Annotated in this window: 19 protein-coding genes; 10 read left to right on the top strand and 9 right to left on the bottom strand. The window is 70.1% G+C overall.

All coding sequences use genetic code 11. The annotated features are described in order from the left end of the window. The first annotated feature begins 21 nt into the window (after positions 1 to 21). Complete coding sequence (locus E3328_RS10965) at positions 22 to 585, top strand: DoxX family protein (protein WP_135364594.1); 564 nt, start codon at positions 22 to 24, stop codon at positions 583 to 585. A gap of 220 nt (positions 586 to 805) precedes the next feature. Here the strand turns inward: E3328_RS10965 and E3328_RS10960 are convergent, their stop codons facing one another. Beyond that, positions 806 to 1,714, bottom strand: a complete 909-nt coding sequence (locus E3328_RS10960; protein ID WP_135364593.1) for a serine/threonine-protein kinase RIO2 — start codon at positions 1,712 to 1,714, stop codon at positions 806 to 808. A 295-nt stretch (positions 1,715 to 2,009) separates the two neighbouring features. On the opposite strand from E3328_RS10960, the gene E3328_RS10955 reads away from it, so the two are divergent. Both E3328_RS10955 and E3328_RS10950 read left to right on the top strand, forming a co-directional pair. Continuing rightward, a complete protein-coding gene (locus E3328_RS10955) occupies positions 2,010 to 4,175 on the top strand; it encodes an ABC transporter substrate-binding protein (RefSeq protein WP_135364592.1) in 2,166 nt (721 codons plus the stop codon). A gap of 174 nt (positions 4,176 to 4,349) precedes the next feature. Beyond that, entirely contained in the window at positions 4,350 to 5,399 is a 1,050-nt protein-coding gene (locus tag E3328_RS10950; protein WP_135364591.1) for a TrmB family transcriptional regulator, read from the top strand. A gap of 31 nt (positions 5,400 to 5,430) precedes the next feature. Here E3328_RS10950 and E3328_RS10945 read toward each other — a convergent pair whose 3' ends face one another. Further along, positions 5,431 to 5,814 carry a winged helix-turn-helix transcriptional regulator gene (locus E3328_RS10945; RefSeq protein ID WP_135364590.1) on the bottom strand — a complete coding sequence of 128 codons (384 nt, stop codon included), beginning with the start codon at positions 5,812 to 5,814 and terminating at the stop codon, positions 5,431 to 5,433. Positions 5,815 to 6,140: 326 nt separating this feature from the next. Here E3328_RS10945 and E3328_RS10940 point away from each other — a divergent pair, with 326 nt between their 5' ends. Next, positions 6,141 to 6,560, top strand: coding sequence for a DoxX family protein (locus E3328_RS10940; protein WP_135364589.1), 420 nt, complete (start codon positions 6,141 to 6,143; stop codon positions 6,558 to 6,560). Between the two features lie 21 nt (positions 6,561 to 6,581). Here E3328_RS10940 and E3328_RS10935 read toward each other — a convergent pair whose 3' ends face one another. Beyond that, the gene (locus E3328_RS10935) at positions 6,582 to 8,264 is read right to left on the bottom strand and encodes an NADH-quinone oxidoreductase subunit D (protein WP_246022968.1); all 1,683 of its coding nucleotides are present in this window, start codon (positions 8,262 to 8,264) and stop codon (positions 6,582 to 6,584) included. Between the two features lie 85 nt (positions 8,265 to 8,349). On the opposite strand from E3328_RS10935, the gene E3328_RS10930 reads away from it, so the two are divergent. The 3 genes from E3328_RS10930 to E3328_RS10920 all read left to right on the top strand — a co-directional run bounded on the left by E3328_RS10930 (position 8,350) and on the right by E3328_RS10920 (position 10,904). Next, on the top strand, positions 8,350 to 9,015 hold the full coding sequence (locus E3328_RS10930) for a helix-turn-helix domain-containing protein (protein WP_135364588.1): 666 nt from the start codon (positions 8,350 to 8,352) through the stop codon (positions 9,013 to 9,015). A gap of 697 nt (positions 9,016 to 9,712) precedes the next feature. Further along, a complete protein-coding gene (locus E3328_RS10925; protein WP_135364587.1) occupies positions 9,713 to 10,054 on the top strand; it encodes a hypothetical protein in 342 nt (113 codons plus the stop codon). A gap of 40 nt (positions 10,055 to 10,094) precedes the next feature. After that, positions 10,095 to 10,904, top strand: coding sequence for a lipoate--protein ligase family protein (locus E3328_RS10920; protein ID WP_135364586.1), 810 nt, complete (start codon positions 10,095 to 10,097; stop codon positions 10,902 to 10,904). Between the two features lie 30 nt (positions 10,905 to 10,934). On the opposite strand, the gene E3328_RS10915 is transcribed toward E3328_RS10920, so the two are convergent. Beyond that, positions 10,935 to 12,035 (bottom strand): aminopeptidase, encoded by a 1,101-nt coding sequence (locus tag E3328_RS10915; RefSeq protein WP_135364585.1) that lies wholly within the window; start codon positions 12,033 to 12,035, stop codon positions 10,935 to 10,937. A 144-nt stretch (positions 12,036 to 12,179) separates the two neighbouring features. Here E3328_RS10915 and cysK point away from each other — a divergent pair, with 144 nt between their 5' ends. Together cysK and E3328_RS10905 are read left to right on the top strand one after the other, a co-directional pair. After that, positions 12,180 to 13,142 carry a cysteine synthase A gene (cysK, locus tag E3328_RS10910; RefSeq protein ID WP_135364584.1) on the top strand — a complete coding sequence of 321 codons (963 nt, stop codon included), beginning with the start codon at positions 12,180 to 12,182 and terminating at the stop codon, positions 13,140 to 13,142. A 615-nt stretch (positions 13,143 to 13,757) separates the two neighbouring features. Then, a complete protein-coding gene (locus E3328_RS10905; RefSeq protein ID WP_135364583.1) occupies positions 13,758 to 14,552 on the top strand; it encodes a class I SAM-dependent methyltransferase in 795 nt (264 codons plus the stop codon). A 663-nt stretch (positions 14,553 to 15,215) separates the two neighbouring features. Here E3328_RS10905 and E3328_RS10900 read toward each other — a convergent pair. Next, positions 15,216 to 16,493: a DUF6498-containing protein gene (locus E3328_RS10900; protein ID WP_135364582.1), complete on the bottom strand. Its 1,278-nt coding sequence runs from the start codon at positions 16,491 to 16,493 to the stop codon at positions 15,216 to 15,218. Between the two features lie 112 nt (positions 16,494 to 16,605). Here E3328_RS10900 and E3328_RS10895 point away from each other — a divergent pair, with 112 nt between their 5' ends. Continuing rightward, positions 16,606 to 18,009 carry an FAD-dependent oxidoreductase gene (locus tag E3328_RS10895; protein WP_135364581.1) on the top strand — a complete coding sequence of 468 codons (1,404 nt, stop codon included), beginning with the start codon at positions 16,606 to 16,608 and terminating at the stop codon, positions 18,007 to 18,009. Positions 18,010 to 18,027: 18 nt separating this feature from the next. Here the strand turns inward: E3328_RS10895 and E3328_RS10890 are convergent, their stop codons facing one another. The 4 genes from E3328_RS10890 to E3328_RS10875 all read right to left on the bottom strand — a co-directional run bounded on the left by E3328_RS10890 (position 18,028) and on the right by E3328_RS10875 (position 22,937). Then, entirely contained in the window at positions 18,028 to 18,621 is a 594-nt protein-coding gene (locus E3328_RS10890) for a hypothetical protein (protein ID WP_135364580.1), read from the bottom strand. Next, positions 18,621 to 21,002 carry an outer membrane protein assembly factor BamB family protein gene (locus E3328_RS10885; RefSeq protein ID WP_167837365.1) on the bottom strand — a complete coding sequence of 794 codons (2,382 nt, stop codon included), beginning with the start codon at positions 21,000 to 21,002 and terminating at the stop codon, positions 18,621 to 18,623. The genes E3328_RS10890 and E3328_RS10885 overlap by 1 nt, the downstream gene beginning before the upstream one ends. Positions 21,003 to 21,116: 114 nt before the next feature. Then, positions 21,117 to 21,953, bottom strand: coding sequence for a deoxyribonuclease IV (locus E3328_RS10880; RefSeq protein WP_135364578.1), 837 nt, complete (start codon positions 21,951 to 21,953; stop codon positions 21,117 to 21,119). 330 nt (positions 21,954 to 22,283) lie between these two features. After that, a complete protein-coding gene (locus E3328_RS10875; RefSeq protein WP_135364577.1) occupies positions 22,284 to 22,937 on the bottom strand; it encodes a DUF7095 family protein in 654 nt (217 codons plus the stop codon). Between the last annotated feature and the right edge of the window lie 6 nt (positions 22,938 to 22,943).

Below are 22,943 nucleotides of genomic sequence, written 5' to 3'. Positions count from 1 at the left end.
CTACAGATAGAGGTCACACCAATGTCGACGACTACCCCCGGAGTGAACGAGTTCGAGAGCAAGATCGGCGGCTACACGGTCCGCGGCAAGGCACACAGCCTGTCGGCGTGGTTCGTGCTGGCGCTGCGGCTCATGATGGGCTACGCGTTCCTGTACTCGGGCGCGACGAAGGTCCTGGAGGGCGGGTTCTCCGCCCGGGGCTACCTGGTCCACGCGGCCGGGACGAACGGCAACCCCCTGGAAGGGGTGTTCGTCTGGATGGGGACGACCGACTGGTTCGTCGCGTTCGCGAACGTCGCCGTCCCGTGGGGCGAGGTCCTCATCGGGCTGGGCCTGCTCGTCGGCGCCCTGGTCCGCCTCGCGGCCCTGTTCGGCGCGCTGATGATGCTCCTGTTCTACTTCGGGAACTGGAGCATCGAACACGGGCTCATCAACGGCGACTTCGCCTACATGCTCGTGTTCCTCGCCGTCGCCGCCTTCGGCGCCGGCCGGATCCTCGGACTGGACGCCCTGATCGAGCGCTACGAGGTCGGCGGCGAGGCGCTCGTCGAGCGCTACCCCCGCCTGCGCTACGTCCTCGGCTGACGCCGGGGGCCGAACCGGTCCGGTGTTCCGCATCCGCCTGTTTCCGTCTGTCTCCCGGACCATCACCGAAGCGGCGCTGTCTCGCCGCATTCTGTGGGCGTTCGGATCCGGCCCGGTTCGTATTTAGTATCGCGATATGTAGTTTATACGTTCGAGATGCTAACGGCGTTTCTGTCGGAACTTGTCGGACAGAAATCTGCAGGCCGGCCGAGAACGGGGTCTACTCCGCGAACTCGTCGACGGACTCGAAGGAATCGTCGGCGAGCGACTCGGCGAGGCCGGGAACGTCCACCTCGTCGACGTGGCCCGGGTACTTGCGGGCGAAGTAGCCGACGAGGTTCTCCACGTCGCGTTCGAGGAGTTCGCGCGCGTTGTCGTGGTCGGTGGGGACGGCCTGGGGCCAGTCGAAGACGACGACGCCCTCCTCGGTGACGAAGACGTTGTACTCGCTCATGTCGGCGTGGACGTACCCCTCGGCGTAGGCGGTCGCCATCTCCTCCAGGATCAGCTCCATGACGGGGATCACCTGGGCGTCGGTGAGTTTCGTCCGGGAGAGCTCGACGCCGTCGACCTTCTCCATGACGAGCGCGTGGCGGTTGTGGTCGACCGGCTGGGGGACGGACACGTCGGGATACAGCGTTTCGAGGGCGTCGTACTCGCGCTCGGCGGCCTTGCGCGCGGTGTACTGCCAGGAGACGTGGTCCCGGTCGGCCGTGTAGTCGCGTTCCTTCATCACCTCGCGGAAGTTGGTGTAGCCCTCGCGGTGGTACTTCAGCGCGAGCGGGCGATAGGAGCGGACCTCGTACACGTCGCTCTCCTTGCCGACGCCGAGGGGGGCGCCGACGCCGTCGAAGGTCTCCCGTTCGGCGAAGGTGTGCAACGCGAGCGCGTCGTACCCCTCGAAGGTGAGTTTGAACCCCTCGTACTGGATGGTCTTGCGCTCGACCAGCCCGCGGTCCTCGCAGCGGTCCAGCCGGTAGTCCACGTCCTCCGGGGAGAGACGGGTGTACTCGGGGAGCTTCTCGCGGTTGACGTACTCCGAGAAGCGCATCCCCTGCTCGACCCCCGAGAGCAGATAGAAGTCCTCGGCCTCGAGGTCGGCTATCACGGATGCCACGTTCTGGACCATCACTCGCCCGTACTCCGTCGATAGGGAAAAGCCCGACGCGTCGGGCCCGTTCCGGCGATAAATCCCATAGCGCGATATCGAATCGGCCGGTGCACCCTGACTGGTGGCCGGGAGCGAGGGTCCACCCGACCTCGCGGGGGTCGACCACTCGTTCGCGATCGTTGCAACCGGGAGTCGGTAAACGGAATCGGCGTTTTCCAGGCCTGAACGGGCGGACGAACACGGTGAAAACATCTCGAAAAAATATTTCTTCCAGAAATTATTTCAAGGGGTGGGCCACAGTAGGGCACGAACCATGGTAGCCAATAACGAGGGTGGCGAGGCGGGCGGCGACTCGACGGGCGGCGTCTCGCGTCGCCGGTACGCACAGTTGATCGCGGGGCTGGGCGCGGCCGGGCTGGCCGGCTGTCCGAGCGAGAGCGGGTCGACGGCGACGCCGGGGTCGAGCGACGACACGGTCGAGCCGATCGAGCGTGAGAACACGGTGGCCAACGGGTCGGGGAACACGGCGGCGCCGACGGCGACGGACCGCGAGCCGGTCGTCGACACGATCGCCTACGCGCACGCGAACTCCCCGGACGTGTTCGACTGGAACCCCTGGACGCCCCAGGACAACACGGCCGGGGACCTGTGGATGTCGGACCTCCACGGGCTGCGGAACGTCCACACGACGAACCTGTCGTACTCGGGGACGACGGTGCCGACGCCGCACAAGCCCGACCACGAGGAGATCGAGATCATGACGTGGATCGAGGGGACCGAGGTCGAACCGCCCTTCGACTGGTACGACCACCACGACGACCGGTCGGCCTACTGGAACGGCGACCCCCACGACGCGGTCGCCCGCGAGAAACACAACCACGTCGAGTTCTTCCAGGCCGGGAACAAGTTCACGGAGGACGCCACGTTCAACCAGCGCGCCGAGGAGCAGTGGACGCTCCACCGGTGGACGGACAAGGGGTCGGTCCCCGAGCAGGAGCCGGACCCGACCGCGCGGAACATCCTGGAGACGAACGCCGGGCCGGTCGACGGCGACCCGCCGCTGCATCCGTCGTTCACGGAGCCGTACCTGGAGCGGTACCGCGACGCGGGGTCGCGCGACCAGGTGACGTCGGTGACCGATGAGCTGAAAAGCGACCGGGTCTCCCTCGACCGCATCGCGCTCTCGGGCGGCACCGACGAGTACCTCGCCGGCACCGGGCCCTACCGGCTGGAGTCGATGGACGACGTGGGCTCCGAGCGGATGGTCCTCCACCTCGACCCGGAGCATCCGAACGCCGGGAACACCAACGTCGAGAAGCTCGCCATCTACTGGGCGGAGGGCGACCGCGCGGAGACGCTGAAGACCGAGGGCGTCCTCGACGTGAACGTCGGTGACGTGTCGCCCGGCGCGTCGCTGAACCGGGAAGTGCTGCCCGACTACATGCAGGAGTTCACCCGGTGGCTGCGCGCCACCGGCGGGGACATGTGGAAGTTCAACTGGAACAACCCGCACCTGGCGAACCTCTGGGTGCGCCGGGCGCTGGTCGAGGCCGTCGACTGGAACGCGGTCTCTCAGAACGGCTGGGGGGAGGGCGGCGCCCAGCCGCTCGCCCACGACACGTTCCTGCTGGACGCCCAGTCGGAGGCGGTCTTCTCAGAGGAGTTCCTCGACGGCCTCCACACCTACTCGCGCGAGCGGAACGTCGAGAACGCCGACCAGTACATGCGAAACGCGGGGTACAGCAAGCAGGGCGGCCAGTGGGTCGACCCCTCGGGCAACGCCGCCGAGATCGACCTGTTCGCCACGTCGACGATCCCCGAACACATCCAGGCGGCCCAGACGATCCGGGCGAACCTGGCCAACTGGGGCTTCGGCGTGAACCTCTCGACGCAGGGCTGGAACACGTGGTCGAACAACCTGGACCCCAACGGCGGGCTCAACTACGAGTCGTCGCTGTACTGGCACGGCGACCCGTACGTCTTCCAGTACTACCACGACGTGGGCGCCTGGTGGGACGAGACGCTCGTCGCCGGCAGCCCGACCGCGCCGGACCCCTTCGAGGCCAAGCCCGAGGACACCGTCGACACCCAGGGCAAGCCGATCGTCCAGCAGGTCCCGAACGAGCCCGGCGCCTTCGACGCGCCCGAGGAGGCCGGGAAGTCGCCCGATCTGGACGACGCGACCGAGGTCAACCTCGTCGAGACGGTCAACAGGATCCGCCAGCCGGGCAACTCCGAGGCGGAACGCCAGCAGCTGTACCGCACCTGCGCGAAGTACTACAACTTCTACGTCCCGCATTTCCCGTTCCACCAGTACATGCAGGGGTCGTTCGGGAACGTCCGCGACTTCGACTGGCCCGGCCCCTCGGCGCGGGCGTTCGACTACGAGCGCTCGTTCGGCATCGAGGACGTGCTCGTGCTGGGCGGGATCGCCCAGGCCAGCTACGACACCGAGTTCGAACCGCCGGAGGAGGGGTAAGGATGTAGCGACGCCGCCGTCGCCGGGCCCTGCGTCGGTCCGGCACCCGACCGTACTCCTTGTCACGCAGTTCCGGCGACCGCGACGCCGCGCGTCGCTCCCATCCGTCGCGGTCGTCGGGGCGACTCCCGCCGAACAACACACGGATTACTCACGAGCGAGAGGTCGATACAAATGGACTCCGACGACGCGGCGCTGCGCGAACAGTTGCGGGTGTTCGGGCTCTCGGACAACGAGATCAACACGTACTTCGCGCTGCTGGAGCTGGGCGAGGCGACGACCAGCGCCGTCGCCGACGAGGCGGGCGTCACCCAGCGGACGGTGTACAACATCGTCGAGCGCCTCGAACAGCGGGGGCTCGTCCGGGTCAACGACCACGTCTCGCCGACGACGATCCGCGCGCTCCCGCCGCGGGAGGCGATGGCCGACATCTCCGAGCGCATCGACGCGATGACCCCCGCGCTGGAGGAGCGGTTCACCGAGACCGGGCCGCGCACCTCGGAGATCGAGATGGCCAAGTCCCGGCGGAAGGCGCTGAAGAACCTCCGGGAGGACGTCGAGAGCGCGGAGTCGGAGGTGCTGGTCTCGGTGCCGGCGGACGTGGTCCCGGAGGTCGAGTCGGAGCTGCGCGCGGCCCGCGAGCGCGGGGCGCTCGTCCTCCTGCTGGTCGGCGAGGTCGACGACCTCGACCGGGCGGCCGAGCGCTACGCGGGGCTCGCGACGGTGGTGCGCTGCTGGGGCGACGAGATGGCGTTCGCCTACGCCGCCGACGACGAGCGGGCGATGATCGGCAGCCCCGAGGTGTTCGACGGCGCCTACTTCGAGGAGGGGGTCGTCTGGGTCTCGGAGTGGGGCCTGACCGGCGCGGTCATCGCCACCTTCCTCGGCGCCTACTGGCCGTTCCCGTGGGAAGTCCACGTCGCCGACCCGCCCGAGCTCCCGGCGACGTTCGAGTGGTTCCGCAAGGCGACGTTCACCGCCGTCCGCCACCGGCGGATGGGGACCGACCTGCGCGCCGAGGTCGAGACCGAGTCCGGCGAGCGCGTCGCCGGGCGCGTCAACGACGTGCGTCAGGCGCTGGTCGACCCCGCGACCAACCAGTTCACGCTGGAGAACGGGTTCGTCCTCGACACCGACGAGGGAACCGTCAGCGTCGGCGCTCCCGGAGGCTTCCTCGAAGACTATCGCGGGAAGTCGGTCCGGCTCCGGCCGGTCGAGGAGTGAAAACCGCCGGAATCCGCTCCGCAGTCGGGGACTACTCGCCGGCGACGGCCTCGACGGCCGCCATCGCCTCTTTCCCGTCGGCGTCCTCGCCGAGCCACTCGTCGGCCCACGACTCGATGGCGTCGAACACCGGACAGAGCGACTCGCCCTTCGCGGTCAGCGAGTAGAACGTCGCCACCGGGGCGTCCTCTTCGAGCCGGCGGTCGACCAGATCGAGTTCCTGCAGGTCGTCGAGCACGCGCGAGAGCGTCCGCGAGCTCGCGCCGGTCGACCGTTTCAGCTCGTTGAACCGCTTCTCGCCCTCTTGGAGGTCGTACAGCACCACCAGCCGCCACTGGGAGCCGATCTGTTCGAGCGAGTCGACTACCGGACAGGCCTCGGGGTTGGCCGCCTCCGCGTTCGCGTTGGTCGCCATGTACCCCGCCATACTGCGCCCACACACTTAGGTAGTTCGTTCACGAACCCGGTAACACGGAGACACCTGATTTCCGGCCGACACTCGGCGGCCGCCGCGGTCGACAGGCGCTACTCGCTACCGGGCGCGTCGGGGAAGTCACGTCGAGCACAGCCGGTAACACCGGTGTCTCCCGGTGACATGAGTGTCAGATAACGTATATTTGTGTGGGGGCTGTACGTGGTACCGATGTCAGAGGCACGCGTTCACGACGGTAGCACGCGCGACGATAGCACGGGCGGCGAAGACACGGACGACGGCTCCGCGGTTCCGGGGGTGACGGCCTGATGGCCGTCGAGTCGGCCGCCGGCGAGGTCGTTTTCCTGCTCGCGCGAGTCCTGTTCGGCGGCGTCCTCGCGTTCATGGGCCTCAACCACTTCTCGGGTGTCGAGCAAATGAGCGGCTACGCGGAGATGAAGGGGATCCCGGCGCCGGCGTTCTCCGTGATCGCGTCCGGCGTCGTGCTCGTCCTCGGCGGGGTCGGGATCGCGCTCGGCGTCGCGCCCGTACTGGCGGCCGGCGCGCTCGCCACCTTCCTGCTGGTCTCGGCGGTGACGATGCACGACTTCTGGGCGGTCCCCGAGGACCAGACCCAGGACGAGATGACTGGCTTCCTGAAGAACGTCGCGCTGGCCGGCGGCGCGCTCGCGCTCCTCGCGCTGGGCGGCCAGGCGTGGCCCTACGCGCTCGGCGTCGGTCTTTTCTAGAGCGGGTCGCCGGCGTCCCCGTCAGCGGTCCACGTCGCCCATGATGGGGTCGAGGCTGCCGATGGTCGCGATGAGGTCGGGGACGAGTTCGCCGCGGGCGGCCTCCTCCAGGACGGAGACGTGCGAGAAGGAGGGGCCGCGGATCTTGAAGCGGGCCGGCGAGTCGGTGCCGTCGCTGCGGACGTAGATCCCCAGCTCCCCCTTCGCGGACTCGACGGCGCGGTAGATCTCCGTGTCGGGGTCGGGCCGCAGCGTGCGCGGGACGTTCGCCTGCACGGTGCGGTCGCCCTCGGGCCACTCCTCCAGCAGGTCGACGCACTGCTCGATGATCCGGGCGGACTCCTCTATCTCTCGCAGGCGCACGAGCACGCGCGCGTAGTTGTCCCCGCCGTCCTCGGTGACCACGTCCCAGTCGAGTTCGGGGTAGTAGCCGTACGGGTCGTCCCGGCGCAGGTCGTAGTCGACGCCGGACCCGCGGGCGACCGGCCCGGTACAGCCGTACTCCCTGACCGTCTCGGCCGACAGCTCGCCCGTGTCGACCGTGCGGATCTGGAATATCTCGTTGCTGGTCAGCAGGTCGTGGTACTCGGCCAGCCGGTCGGGCAGGCCGTCGAGGAACTCGCGTATCTCCGCGAAAAACTCCGCGCGGGGATCAGGCAGGTCCCACGCCACGCCGCCCAGCCGGAAGTAGTTGAACATCAGCCGCTGGCCGGTCAGATCTTCGAGGATCGACTGGACGCGCTCGCGCTCCTCGATCCCGTACATGAAGACGGCGGTGAACTCGCCGACCACGTCGAGCGCGTAGGTGGCGACCGCGAGGAAGTGCCCGAGCAGCCGCGAGAGCTCGGCGCTCATGGTGCGGATCACCTGGGCGTACTCGGGCACCTCGATGTCGGCCAGATCCTCCGCGACGCGGGCGTAGGCCCACTCGTTGCAGAGGCCGGCGCCGCTCCAGTCCCACCGATCCGGGTAGGGCATGATCTGGTGGCGGTAGGTGCCCTGCTGGCACAGCTGCTCCTCGCAGCGGTGGATGTAGCCGATGTCGGGTTCGACCGCGGCGACGTACTCCCCGTCGAGCGTGACGCCCAGCCGGAGCACGCCGTGGGTCGCCGGATGGTGCGGTCCCATGTTGACGTACATCGTGTCGCCGTCGCGGCGGTCGTCGGCCAGCGGGTTCTCGTGTTCGCGGAAGGTGACGATCTGCGGCTCCGTCTGGTCGAAATCGGGATCGAGCGGATGGCCCTGCCATGTCTCCGGCAGGAGGATCCGCCGCAGGTCGGGGTGGTCGTCGTACTCGATGCCCACGAGGTCGTAGGCTTCGCGCTCGTGCCAGTCGGCGGTCGGGTACACCGGCGCCGCGCTCTCCTGTTCGGGGCGGACGGCGGGGGTCGGGACGACCACCGAGAGCTCCCGGGTGGGGTCGTCGTAGCTCCGGAGGTGATAGATCGACTCGTAGCGGTCGCCGTAGGCCTGGCCTGTGACGCAGGCGCAGTGGTCGAAGCCCGCCCGCTCGCGCAGCGCGGACAGCGCCGCCTGTACGCGGTCGGCCCGGACGACGAGTGCAGGCGCGTTCAGGTGCTCCTCTGTACTGGTGACGGCGTCGTCGGGGACGACCGACAGGGCCGTCTCCAGCGGCGAGTCGGCGTCCGCCGCCGGTGTGGCGCTCCCGGCCCGCTCGCCCACCTGTCGCTGTCGTTGGTCCATACGCGCCGTTGGCGCGGCCGGACAATCGCCGTTGGCCCTCACGGGTGGGCGGGATTTAAGTCGAACCGGCGGAACCGATCGGGCGATGCGGTACCTGCGCGTCGCGGTCCACCAGGAGCCGGCCGTGCGACACCCGATGCATCAGTTCGTCGTCGAGCGGGAGGGCTACAGCGTCTCGCGGCTGCTGCAGTACAACACGGCGCTGGACGAGGACCCCGCCTTCCTGTTTCACGTCGACGGCGACCCCGACCCCTACGAGCCGGCGCTGCGGGAGACCGAGAGCGTGAGCGCCTACGAGATCTCCCGGTGTCCCGACGACACGTTCTACCTCTACGTCCGCGAGTCGATCCCGGAGCACAGCCGGGACTTCGTCGGCGCGCTCACCCAGCCGGGGCTGGTCGGGCTGATGCCCATCGAGTACCGCGCGGACGGGACGGTCCGGCTGACCGCCGTCGGCCCCGCCGAGAAGCTCCAGACCGCCGTCGAGGAGATGCCCGCGGGGATGGACGCCGAGGTGCTGGAGGTCGGGGAGTACGACGCCCGCCGGCTGGACGCCGGGGGCGACCTGACCGACCGGCAGTTCGAGGCCGTCGTCGCGGCGGTCGACTGCGGCTACTACGAGACGCCCCGCGAGGGCAGCGTCGAGGACGTGGGCGACCGCCTCGGCTGCGCGCCCGGCACCGCCGCCGAACTACTGCGCCGGGCCGAGCGCTCGGTCATGCGAAACGTCGTCTCGACGGGACCGTTCTGAGTCGTCGCGTCTCGTTCGATCGGATGTGCTCGTTGAGTGGATGTTTCTGTTGGGTCTATCGTGGAAGGAAGTCGTCTCGGAGTGGCCGCCTCGCCGGTGAGCGCTGAACGCCCTCGGCGCGCTCGCTCGGAGTTGGATCGACCGCACTCGACAGCAAGTGTTGAAAGCCCTCGGCCCGCTCGCGGTCGCTGAGCGACATATCCTCGCGGCCGGAGGCCGCTTCGGATAGGGGTCGCTCAGACGACTACATAAACGCGAGCGCGCCTCGCCCGTTCAGTCCACCGGGAGAGCAAGCTCTCCCGAGCCCGCGCTCACACGTTCGCGCGGACGCCAGGAACAGCACGGCACCGCGACCGCCCCGCACAGCAACCGCAGCGGGCCTCACACCTCCCCAACCTCTTGCGCTGTCTGCGGGCGACCCGAGCGTCGCCCGCATGGCCCGAGGGACCGCCGGTCCCTCGCTGCTCGCAGGCTGCGCTTCTCATCCACCGTCAGAGCTCGCTCTGACGAGCCTTCGTTCACACGTTCACGAAGACCTCGCGCGGCTATTTCGAGCGGCCCGCCAGGAGGCGGGCACGCTCGACAGCGCACGCCGACCGCACCGCGCCCGCTCACCGCAACAGCTACTGCCTGTACTGACCACTGCCGCCCCGGTGACTGACGTTTATCAACTTCGACTGTCAACTTCCGACCACCGATGAACCGAGCGACACCGATCGAGGCGCACGGCCGGCGCAGCTGGGTGGTCCGCGCGTACGGGCGCGCGGTCGGCCGGCTGTTCGCGGCGCTGGTGCTGACGTTCCTGTTGTACCTGCCCTTCAGCACGCGGTTGTTGCCGGCCGTCCGGCCGGTGGCACCGCTGGAGCCGGGGTTCCGAGCCGAGTGGGCGCGCCTGTTCGGATTCGACGTGGTCCAGCCGTACGCCTTCCAGTTCGTCGACTTCCTCGTCTCGCGGCTGACGAGCCCGCTGGTCGCCGGGCCGTTCGTCGTCGCCGGCGTCGTGACGCTGGTCCTGGTCGCTCGCAGTCGTCGGGCCTGACGAACGCAACCGATTTCCTGGCGCCCTGCCAACCCCGAATATGAGCCTGGCCGACCGGGAGTGGCGGCTGATCCCCGAGGAGTCCCGCCCGGGGCCGATGAACATGGCGCTGGACGAGACGGCCGCCGAGTCGGCCGCCGAGGAGGGGGTCCGCACCCTCCGGGTCTACCGCTGGGAACCAAGCACGCTCTCGCTGGGCTACCACCAGGACCCCGCGACGGTCGACTGGGAGTTCTGCGAGCGCGAGGGGGTCACGGTTGCCCGCCGACCGACCGGCGGCGGCGGCATCTACCACGACAGCCACGGCGACATCTCCTACTCCATCGTCGCGCCGGCCGAGGAACTCCCCGGCGACCTGATGGACTCCTACGAGTTGCTCTGCGAGCCGCTGTTCGACGCCCTCGAAGGCATGGGTGTCGACGCGCGGTTCGTCGACGAGGAGCGGCCGGCGGTGTACGAGCCGGCGTGTTACCTCCGGGCGCTGCACCCCGCTCACGACGTGGTCGCCGGCGACGGCCGGAAGATCTCGGGCAACGCCCAGTACCGCCGGAAGGACGCGGTCGTCCAGCACGGGTCGATCACCTTCGCGCGGACGACCGACCGCCACCTGAACTGTTTCGACGACCCGGACGCGACCGCCGCCGAGTTCGACGAGCGCGTCACGAGCGTCCGCGAGCAGTCGGGGATCGACCGGGAAGAGGTCGTCGCGGAGCTGGAGGCCGCGCTCCGGTCGTGGGCCGATGCCCACGAGGGCACGTGGTCAGACGCGGAACTGTCGCGGGCGCGGGAGCGCGCGCGGGAGAAATACGAGACCGACGGGTGGACGCGGGACGACGACGACCCGCTGTGAGAGTAGGGGTGTTGGTGCGGTCGAGGCGGTCTACGCGTCGAAGCCGTCTTCGAACCGGAAGGTGCCGTCCCGCTGGACGACTTCGCCGTCGACCTCGATGTACGAATCCTCGCTCATGTCGACGATCATGTCGGTGTGGACGGCGGACTCGTTGGCCTCGACATCGCCGTCGTCGGGGACGTTCTCGGGGATGGCGCGACCGAGCGCCATGTGGACGGTGTCGCCCATCTTCTCGTCGAACAGCATGTTGTAGGTGAACCGGTCGATGTCGCGGTTCATCCCGATGCCCAGCTCGCCGACCCGCTTCGCGCCGGGGTCGGTGTCGAGCATCGCGGCGAGCACCCCCTCGTTCTTGGCGGCCGACGAGTCGACGACCTCGCCGCCCTCGAAGACGAGGCGCACGTCCTCGACCTCCCGGCCCTGGGCCATCAGGGGCTTGTCGAAGAGTACTTCGCCCTCGACGGAGTCGGGCACGGGCGCGGTGAACACCTCGCCGCCGGGGAGGTTCTTCTCGGCGTAGTCGTTGACGGGGTTCATCCCCGCGACGGACATGGTCACGTCGGTGGTGTCGCCGGAGACGATCCGGACCTCGTCGGCGCCCTCCAGGATCTCGACCATGCTGGCCTGGAACTCCCGCTGTTCGTCCCAGTCTTTGGTCACCGCGTCGTAGACGAACGCCTCATACGCGGCGGTACTCATCTCGGCGGCCTGGGCGTCGCCGGGGGCGGGATACTGGGTGATGACCCGGCGCTTGTCGGCGACCGCGTCGAACAGCGGCTCCATGATCTTCGCGTAGGCGGCGTTCTTCTCGGGCGGCACGTCGCTCGTCTCGTGGGTGTTGCGCGAGGCGCGGATCGACACCATCGCGTCGACCGAGTCGACCATCGCCTCGACCACGTCCGGCACCTCGTCGTAGTCGTCAGGGTCCATCGCGCGCATGAACGCCCGCCGGGCGCGGCTGTTGCCGCCCATCGAGAGGCTGTAGGCGCCTCGCTCGCCCACCCGCTCGGCGAGCGCGACGGCCAGCTCCTCCGCGGCGGGCGGCGCGGTGATCAGCACCTCGTCGCCGGCCCGCAGGTCGATTGAGTGGTCGACGATGACGTCGGCGTGGTCCTCGACTCGGGGATCCATACCGGCGTGTCATCCGGCAGCCAATTAACGGTTCCCCGACGGAGCGGTCCCGTCTCCTTCGAGGGACCGACTCAGGGGGAAGGGGTCGTTACCCCCGATGTTGAGGGCGGCGACCCAACCGCGGCGAGCGCCTACGGCGAGACGATGGAAATCGCAGACGACATCGCCGCGGAGATCGGCGACACGCCGCTCGTGTGGCTGGACTCGTTCGCCGACAACCTCGCGGGAAAGGTCGAGTCGTTCAACCCCGCCAACTCGGTGAAAGACCGCATCGGCGCCGCCATGCTCGACCGCGCCGAGCGGATGGGCCACCTCGACGACGCCGATCTGGTCGTCGAGGCCACCTCCGGCAACACCGGCATCGGGCTGGCGATGGCCTGCGCCGCCCGCGGCTACGACCTCGTGCTCACGATGCCCGAGTCGATGAGCGAGGAACGGCGCGCCCTGCTGTCGGCGCTGGGCGCCGAGGTCGTGCTCACCCCCGCCGACGGCGGGATGGACGGCGCCATCGAGGCCGCCGAGGCCATCGCCGACGAGCGCGACGGCGTCGTCGCCAGCCAGTTCGAGAACATCGCGAACCCCGAGGCCCACCGCTCGACGACCGGCCCCGAGGTTTGGGCGGACACGGACGGCGAAGTGGATGTCTTCGTCGCCGGCGTCGGCACCGGCGGCACGATCACCGGCGTCTCCGAGTACCTCAAGGAGGAGCGGGGCGCCGACGTGGATTCGGTCGCCGTCGAACCGGCCGATTCGCCGGTCCTCTCGGGGGGCGAGCCCGGGTCGCACTCCATCCAGGGGATCGGCGCCGGTTTCGTCCCCGAGATCCTGCGGACCGAGCTCCTGGATGAGGTCCGCGCCGTCGAACACGAGCGAGCGGTCGAGACGACCCGCAAGCTCGCCCGCGAGGAGGGTATCCTGACGGGCGTCTCCGCCGGCGCCGCCCTGGCCGCGGCCGCCGAGGTCGCCCGCGAGCGCCCCGACGACCTCGTGGTCGTCGTCCTCCCCGACACCGGCGAGCGCTACCTCTCGACGGATCTCTTCGAACCCGCGAACGTCAGCCACTGGGAAGCCGGCGAGTCCGGCGAACCCGCACCCGCCGACGACTAGACACCCCAACCTTCCTCCTCGGCGCGCGCTGGAGCGCGCGTTCATGCGCGCGACCGTAGCCGCGCGAGGGATGAGCACCGCACGCCGCAGGCGCGCGGAGCGCAATCGGCTGGGGAGGTGCGTGGCCTGTTGCGGTGCTGTGCGGTGCGGTTGCGGTGCCGTGCCGTGCAGTCGCGGTCCCTGGCGGACTGAACGGGCGAGGCGCGCTCGCGCTCGTGTAGTCGTCTGAGCGGGCACTATCCGGGCGGTGCGAGGCGCTGCGCGCCTCGAAGCGAACGGCTATGCCGTGACGGGCGGTGCGGAGAGCGCGGATATCCCGCTTGGTTCGAGAGAGCTCCGCTCTCTCGTCACTGAGCGAATCGGAGATTCGCGAGGTCCGCAGGAGCTCCGCTCCTGCGAGATCCCGAAAATCTTCGATTTTCGGAGACAGCGACCGCGAGCGGGCCGAGGTGTTCAACGCTCGCTGTCGAGTGCGGTAGCGTCTCCAGCGAGCGAGCGGGCCGAGGCGTTCGACTTCGATACCCAGTGTGGAGGACGGTTCGACCGCTTCACTCGCGACCGGTACCGAGTATCGACCGACGCGCCTATGCGGCCGCGGTGTCGAACGAACGCCCAGTGCGAGAGTTCAGCGCCGACTACCTGGAGACGACCCGCGAGGGGATGTGGGCCGACTCTCGCGAGGCCCTCGCCGATCTCGACCTCGACGGCCGCGAGCGGATCCTCGACGTGGGCTGCGGGACGGGCGAACTCACCCGGGTCCTCGCCGAGGAGAGCGGGGCCAAGGTGATCGGCGTCGACGCCGACCCGCGGCTGCTCGCCGCCGCGAGCGAACTCGCCCCGGTCGTCCAGGCCGACGCGACGCGTCTGCCCTTCTCCGCGGACGCCGTCGACCTGGTGGTCTGCCAGGCGCTGCTCATCAACCTGCCCGACCCCGTCGGCGCGGTCGAGGAGTTCGCCCGCGTCTCCTCGGATCTGGTGGCCGCGGTCGAACCGGACAACGGCGCCGTCAGCGTTGACTCGACGGTCGACGCCGAGCCGTCGCTGGCCCGCCGCGCCCGCGAACGGTTCCTCGACGGCGTCGAGACGGACGTGACCCTCGGTGCGGGCGCACGCGACGTGTTCGAGGAAGCTGGTCTCGACATCGTCTCGACGCGCCGGTACGACCACGAGCGAGTGGTGGCGCCGCCCTACTCCGAGGCGGCCGTCGAAGCCGCCCGCCGGAAGGTCACCGGGGAGGGGCTGGCCGACGACCGCGAGACCATCCTCTCCGGGGAGACCACCGAAGGGGAGTACGACGACCTGCGCTCGGCGTGGCGCGCGATGGGGCGCGACGTAGTCGACCAGATGAGCGACGAGGAGTACGTCCGCACCGAGACGGTCCCCTTCTTCGTGACCGTCGGCCGCGTGTAGTCGATACTGACCAGGGACTCCCTGCAGTCGTTTTCGGCGGAGGTTCGACTGCAAGATGGCTGAACGCTGAACGCCCTCGGCCCGTTCAGTGACTGCGACCGCTGGAGACAGCAGATTGTGAACGCCCTCGGCGCGCTCACTAGCAGTCGACAGCGAGCGATGACCGCCCTCGGCGCGCTCGCTGGAGACGCTACCGCACTCGACAGCGAGTGATGACCGCCCTCGGCGCGCTCGCGGTCGCTGAGCGACATATCCGCGCTCTCGGCACCGCCCGCGCGGATAGTGGCCCGCTCAGGCGACTATCGGCGCGAGCGCGCCTCGCCCGTTCAGTCCACCGGGACCGAGCTCACACGTTCGCGCGGACGCCAGGAACAGCACGGCACCGCGACCGCACCGCACAGCACCGCAACAGGCCACGCACCTCCCCAGCCGATTCGCTCCTGTCGTCGCTCATCCACCGTCGGAGCAAGCTCCGACGAGCCTTCGTTCGCACAGTTCACGAAGACCTCGCGCGATGCCGTCGCGCGCACGAGAGCGCGCCAACGTCAGAGCAAGCTCTGACGGCCCTCGGAATCGCAAGCGATTCCGAGACGACAGCGCGCGCCGACCGCACCGCAACCCCCTCCGCACCGGCACTCGCCCGTATCGGCCTCACGGGATGGCTCAGTCCGCGGCGGCGGGCGACTCGACGTCGCGCTCGTAGAGCCAGCCGACGCCGAGCGCGTCCGCGAGCGCCTCGGGGTCGTCGACGTGGGCGGCGACCAGCGACCCGGGCGTGTCGTCGTGCTCGACGTCCTCGGGGTCGGGGACCGTGAACTGCAGCGGCGGGGTGTCGTCGCCGCGGTCGAACTCGATCGTGGCGGTGTCGAACCACCGGTCGACGGGGTCGGGCTCGACGGCGACGCGCTTCACGTCGTCGCGCTCGATCCGGTCCTGGGGCTCGTCGAACAGCGTGTCGTAGGCGACGAGGACGCCGTCGTAAGAGCGGTACTCCAGCCGGCCGAACCGGAGGTAGCGCGTCGTCGCGCGGACCGCCCCGAACGCGAAGACGACGGCAAGGGGGACCGCCACGAGCCAGGAGGGGGCGAAGACGGCGAGCAGCCCCGCGACGACGTAGCAGAGGACGACGGGGCTGGTCAGGGTGTAGAAGCCGCCGCGGAAGAGCGCGTCGGCGACGGCGACCGCCCGCGGGGGACGGGCGCGGACGACCGGCTCGCCGTCGGGTTCGGGGATCGGCTCGGGCTCGATCTCGGTCTCCTTGCTCCCGTAGAGGCGGTAGAAGACGCCCCGCCTGTCCGGGTCGCGCTCGACCTGTATCGTCCGGAGGTCGTAGGCGAGTTTGCCGGCGACGACCAGCGCCAGCACCGCGCCGCTGTCGAGGCCGAACGGGCCGACGACGAACAGGAGCGTCCCGACGCCGAAGACGTACTTGAACGGGGCCAGCACCACGGACCGCGGCGAGTGGTCCCGGTAACCCCCGCTGTGGAAGTAGTCGGCCCAGGTCTCGACGCCGCGGGCGGCGAACACGCCGACGCCGCCGACCAGCAGCTGCCCGGTGGTCCCGGTGGTGATCGTCGGGTCCGAGAGCGCGAACACGAGGAACGCGGCCCCGAGTTCGATCGGCGCGAGGAGGGCGACGAGCGCGACCAGCGTCGGGACGTTCCGGAGGTAGACCGGCGGGACCGGACCGGGGAGGTCGATCCCGCCGCGCTTGGCCTGCAGCGGGCCCAGCAGTCGCTGGTCGTCCATCAGGTTGTTCGGGCGCTTGGCCGCGAACGGGACCTTCACCGCCGACCAGAACAGCACGGCCGCGAGTTCGAGGACGAACACGCCGAGGAGGACGGTGGCCGACCACCCGAGCGCGAGGACGCCCACGGGGGCCACCGCGTTCGAGGCGACCACCGCGAGCGGTCCCGGGCGGCCGACGGCGGGGACTCGCATAGCCGAATCTCGGCGGTCGCTCAGTTGAGGGTCACGGTTCCCGGGCGGGATAGCCGCCGAACGGGCCGGGGAGTCAGACATATGGTGGCCGGGCGAAAAGGGCGGACAACGAATGGGAGCGGACGAGCCGGAGTTCGACCGTGGGGTGTCGCTGTGGGAGCAGGCCCGCGAGTACCTGGAGTGGTACCCGACCGCCGACGTTGACGTGCTGGTCGTCGGCGGCGGGGTCCAGGGGCTCGTGCTGCTCGACGAACTCGTCGACCGCGGCTACGCCGCCGCGCTCGTCTCGAACACGCCGCTGGGCGGCGGCCAGACGTTCGACTGGCCGGGCGCCCTCGCGAAGGGCTACCTGAACCCCGACCGCGCCCGCCGCGAGGCCGTCGACGAGCGGTGGCTGCCGTTCGCCGAGGACGCCCGCGTCCCCGTCGAGGGCGGCGAGTGGTACGTCTGCTCGACGGACCACCCCTACCGGCACCTCGTCGACCAGTGGGACGAGGCCGGCTACGAGTACGAGGAACGCGAACTCGCGGACCTCCACGACGTCTACCGCGAGGGGACCGTCTTCGCGAAGGGCAGCGGCGAGCACGTCGCCGCGATCGACGAGTACGTGATCGACCGCGAGGCGCTCGTCGAGGCGCTCGCGGCCGACCACGAGGAGCGGGTCGTCGTCGGTGACATCACGGCCGCGGAGTTCGCGACGGGGGAGGCGTCCGCCCCCGCGCTGGAGCGGCTCACCGTCGAGACCCACCAGGAGCTGACCCTGCAGGTCGAACCGGACTACGTCGTCGCCGCGACCGGCACGGGCACCCATCGGTTCGTCGACTCGCTGGTCGGCGGCGAGTCGTTCCGCGACGCGGGGGGCGACGCCGACGCGGTCCGCGGGTCGATCGACCCGGTGACCTGCCGCAACCAGCTGGTGCTGGCGGTGCGCGGCCCGGCCGAGGACCTCCCGGCGGTCGGCGCCTACCTCCCGCACAAGGGGATGTCCGTCGTCCCGCGGCGCCACCGCCACCGCGAGGCGAACTACGTCACCTGGTACGTCACCAACGACTCCGCCGCCGAGGACGTCGACCCCGAGGACACCACCGACGAGGCGATGGGCACGCTCGACCCCGAGAAGGTCGAGGTCGGCTACAACAAGCTGTTCGACCTCGTCCCCGCGGTCAAGGACCGCGCGGCCGACGGGGCCGACCTGGAGTTCTACGCCTACGCGACGCTCCAGCAGCGAATCGACGGCGACGCGGTCCCCCACGCGGAACCGCTGGCGGGGGTCGAAAACGTCGGAGTGGCGCTCCCCTCCTGCGCGGCGGGCGTCTGGCAGGCGACCGACGACGCCCTCGATTTCGTCGCCGACGCCGTCGATCCCAGCGGCCCGGTCGACGGGGTTCCGACGGGCGGGGATCCGCCGTACGGGCAACTCGCGGACGACCGCCCCGGCGCGCGCTGGCTGGACTGGAAAGCGCTGGGTGTCAGGTACCCCCGCGTGCAGAACCGACCCGACGCCGTCGAGAAGTAGCGGCGGTCGCGGCCGGTCCTACGACTCGGGGAGCTCCCACGAGGAGACGACCCCGTCGAGCGTCGCCTCGTCGACCGCCCGCGCGCCGACGACCAGACCCCGGCCGTCGACCGTCCCGAGGACGGCGATCACGCCTCCGATAGCGCCGCCGCGGAGCTCGACGGTCTCGCCGGCGAGCGTCGCCTCGCCCCACCGCTCGTCGGGGAGGCCGAGCCACCGCCGAAACGTCGTCAGCACCTCGTCTGGCGAGCCCGTCCCGGGCGTCGCGCGCATCCGGTCGCCGTCCCCGCCGTTCGCCGGGCTCGCGGCGAACCGGCCGAGCCACCGGTCCTCGAAGCTCACGTCGACGGGGTCGTAGTCGAAGCGGGTCGGCTCCGGGAGCGACGGCGGCTCCGTCAGGTCGCTCCCGACCCGCTCGACGGCCGCGGCGTAGTCCTCCCTGCCACCGGACTGAGGCTCCCCTCCAGTTGTCGGCGTTCCCACGTCGGACGCTGTCGAGGGCGAGTCCGAGGGTTGGTCGCCGTCGTCGCCGGAGAGCAACACCGCCGACCCCGCTCCGCCGACGCCGAGCACGCCGAGCACTTTCAGCAGGTCGCGGCGGTCGGGGTCCATCAGCTCCCACCCCCCGCCCGGAACTCGGCGTTGATCGACCCGGTCACGTCCTCGCCGATCCGGGTCTGGGCGAGGCCGAACAGCCGCTGGGTCGTCCGGGCGGTCCGCTTGGCCGTCTCGGCCCTCGTCGCGTACTCGTCGGCCCTGCGCTGGGCGCCGGACCACGCGTCCCAGACCCCGCCGAGCCACCCGTCGGAGATCGCCTCCCAGTACAGCTCCGAGGCTGCGAACAGTAGCGCGTCCATCTGGTAGGCCGACAGCAGGTACGCGTTGTACCTGTAGATGTCGCCGACGGTCCGGTCCCCGCTGTCGAACCGGCCCTGGAGGTCCCGCAGGGTCTCGACGACCGGGAGCCGCATGTTGGCGTAGGCGTTCTGGAGCCCGTGAACCGCGGTCTTCTTCTCGACGTCGCCCTCGATCATCCCGCTCGCGGCGCCGACGAAGAACCCGACGAAAAACCCCTTCGCGGTCGACAGCGCGGTCGACGCCGAGGCCGAGTAGCCGCCCCCGCTCTGCAGCGCCGTCGACAGCTGGCTCCAGGCGGTCGCCAGGTCCGACCCCGTGTCGTAGGCGCCGTGCATCAACTGGGCGGCGCCGACCCAGGTCTCGATCGCCTCCCCCAGCCCGCCGTGCGAGACCACGTTGCGAGCGTGCTGGTCGATGGACCGGGCGTTGTTGAGGCAGGCGGTGAGCCGCTGGAACGCCGCGCGATAGGGGCGCTGGACCTCGTCCATCGTCCAGCTGATCGCGTCGGTCGCGATCTCCAGCGCCGGCGCGACCGCCGCCTTCTTGTACGGCGACGCCAGGAAGACGACGATCTCGGCCAGATCCCACCCGATCTCGTTGAGACGGCCGAGCGTCTCGTAGGCGGCCGACGCCTCGCGGACCGTCCGCATCCGCTCGACCTCCCGGCCCCAGTCGGCCGCCCACAGCCCCTCCGAGAAGGTGTCGAGCGCGACCACGTCCTTCGTCGTGGTCCGACCGACCAGCCCGTAGTCGGTCGTCGTCACCGCCACACGCTCCGGGTCGACCTCCGGGATCGACCGGATCAGGTAGTAGGTCCCGTAGCCGGTGTCGACGACCGTCTTCACGCCCTCCCGGAGCGCGTAGGGCACGTCTCCAGGCGTTGCGGACACGCTCTCGGTCGGCGTAGGGGCCTCGGTCGGTGTCGGCGACGGCGTCGCCGTGGGCGTCGCGGTCGGCGTGGGCGTCGGACTCCGTGTCGGCGTCGGGGACGGCGTGGGACTGGGCGTCGGCGGCAACTCGTCGCCGAGGGCGACGAGCCCGCGGTTCCCGCTGGCCACGTAGACGACGCCGCCGGCGACCGCGACGGGCGCGGTCGTCCCGCCCACCTCGCGACGCCAGCGGACTGACCCGTCCGAGCGCGCGAACGCGGTGACGACATCGCCCGCGCCGCCGACGACCACCGCCGACTCGGTGACCGCCACCGCCGTCGCCTCCCCCTCGACCGACCCGGTCCACCGCTCGCTCCCGTCGGCGGGCGACCGGGCGGTGATCCCCTTCACATCCTGGAGATAGACGGTGTCGTCGGTCACCGCCGGCGACATGTCGAGACTCCCGGACGACCGTTCGAGGCGCCAGCGCTCGCTCCCGTCGTCGGTCGACAGCGCGTAGTAGTAGCTCCCGCCGTCGACGCGCCCGACCGGCACGTACACCGTCCCGTCACCGACCGTCGGCTCCGTGAACATGTACTCGCTGTCCGTCTCGAAGCGCCACCGCTCGCTCCCGTCGGCGGTCGCCAGCGCGTGGACGTTCCCGCTCTGCGTGCTCACGTAGAGCGCCCCGTCGCCCACCGGGGGCCGCGTCGCGACCCGTTCGTCGAGCGACGCCGTCCACTGCTGTTCCCCGTCGGACGCCGACAGCGCGTAGACGTTCCCGTAGTAGGTCACGACGTAGACGGTGCCGTCGGCGACGGTGACCTGCGGATTCACGCTCCGTCCGGGGTTGACCGCCCACCGTTCGGTCCCGTCCTCGACGGCGAGCGCGCGGACCTGCCCGTTGTTCGGCGCGACGTAGACGGTTCCGTCCGCGACTGCGGGCGCCGTGAATATCGGAGCGTCCGGGTCGAACCGCCACCGCTCCGTCCCCTCCCGTAGCGAGACCGCGTACAGCACGTCGTCCCGGGGCACCACGAACGCCGACCCGCCGGCGACGACCGGTTCGGTCTCCAGCTCGGCGTCGACCCCGAAGGTCCAGAGTCGTCCCGGCTCCGTGTCCGGTACAACGGTGTTGGGGGTGTACGCGCTGTTGCGCGCGTCGTAGTGCGGTTGCGGCCACGACGACCCGGTCGCACCCACTCGGCCGGCGTCGTCGCCCGAAACCCCGCCCGCCGGTGGTTCACCGAAACCCTGTCCGTTCACACCGAGTCCTGCGTACAGGCCACAATAAACGCTCGTGTGGCGGCACATACTCCGCCACCAACTTCCGTCCGCTATCGCCGCGATCGTGACCGAGTGGGACTCCGCTCTCGTCCGCTACTCCCCGTCCCGCAGTTCGTGCACGCGCTCGACGTTCCAGGCGTAGCTCTTGCCGTCCTCGGTCGGCGTCTCCAGCACGAGCGGCACGTCCAGAAGATCCTCGTGGTTCAGGAACGCGCGCATGCCGTCCTCGCCGATCTCGCCCTCGCCGATGTGGGCGTGCTCGTCCTTGTTCGTCCCGCAGGCGTGTTTCGAGTCGTTGAGGTGGATACACTCCAGGTGCTCCAGCCCGACCACGTCGTCGAACTCCGCGACGGTCTCTTCGACCCCTTCGGGCGTCGAGAGGTCGTAGCCCGCCGCGAACATGTGGGCGGTGTCGAGACACACGTCCAGGTCCTGCTCGGAGCGGTCGAGCACGTCCGCGAGGTGTTCGAACTCGCCGCCGAGCTTCGTGCCCGAGCCGGCGTCGGACTCGACGAGGACGGTGACGCCCTCGGGGATCTCCAGCTCGTCAAGGGCGCCCGCGGCGTTGTCGAGGCCGCCGTCGACGCCCGCGCCGGTGTGGGCGCCCAGGTGGACGTTGACGTACTCGATGCCGAGCTTGTCGGCGGCGTCGACCTCCTTCTGCATCGAGTCGATCGACTTCTCGCGGAGGTCGTCTTTCGGGGTACAGAGGTTGACGAGATAGGAGGAGTGGATCACCCACGGGCCCAGATCGTGCTCGTCGGTCAGTTCGCGGAACTCGGCGGCTTCCTCGTCGCCGATCGACGGGTCCTGCCAAACCTGCGGCGAGTGGGAGAAGATCTGGCCGCAGTTGCCGCCGATCTCCAGCTGTTCGTCGACGGCGTTGGGGACGCCGCCCGCGATCGATGTGTGTGCGCCGACACGGGTCATGGCCGACCGCAGGGAGTCGACCGGGAAAGTCGTATCGGACCGCCGCGGGCGGTCGCGGGCCCCGCCGGGACCGCGGACACCGCGGCGCCGGCAGTCACGCGCGCGCCCGGCGACGGGATCGGTCCCCGTAAGCGTACACGAGTGCCAGGAACAGCAGGGTGACCAGCGCCCAGGCGAGGAGGCCGAGGAGGATCGCCCACAGGAGCATACCCCGACGTAGACCGCCGCGGCCGATTGTAATGCACCGCTTGATCGGCGTCAGGCAGTCATTGATTCGGGAGCGACTGCAGTTCGGCGGTCGTTACCGCGGGGCCGTCGGAACGGGGTCGATCAGACCACGTCGCCGCGGACGGACGCGCCCTCCTGGCGCTCGCGGTAGGCGCGGAGGGCGTCGGCGGCCTCCTCGGCGACCTCGGGGTCGGCGCCGAGCATCTCCAGGGCGCCCGAGAGCGTCGGGAGGACGAACTCGCCCTCGCGGAGCTTTCGGAAGGCCTCCTCGCTGCGCTGGCCGTCGACCCACAGGCAGGCGCCGCGGGGGTCGAGGATCTGCTCGTAGTCGCCGGTGGCCAGCGCCCCCTCCAGGCGCTGGGTGACGTTGTCGTCGAAGGAGGCGTTGCACACTTCGAGGTGGACCGGTTCGTCGTCGTCGACGAGGTGGGCGCCGAGGCACTTCTCGGGGGCCGCGTAGCCGTTGGCGTTGGTGCGGACGTGCTCGGTGTGTTCGGCGGCCCAGTCGGCCCGGACCGTCTCGCCGATCCCGTCGACGCCCAGCGCCACGTCGTCGGGGTCGACCTCGCTGTCGTCGCCGCCGACGAGGATGTCCTTGGTGAGATAGACGTCGAGGCGCTCGACGGGGTCGAGGCCGAGCGTCACGTCGCCGAAGACCCAGATCTCCCGGACTGGGACGGGCATGCGGTCGTCCTCGACGCGGGCGACGAGCTCCTCGACGCGGGCGACGGCCTCCTCGCGCGAGAGGTCGGTCATCGGGCC

The organism is Halosimplex halophilum (assembly GCF_004698125.1).
Classification (GTDB): Archaea; Halobacteriota; Halobacteria; order Halobacteriales; family Haloarculaceae; genus Halosimplex; species Halosimplex halophilum.
The sequence above is the reverse complement of the archived record's forward strand: the minus strand, read 5'-3'. Positions and strand labels throughout refer to the sequence as shown.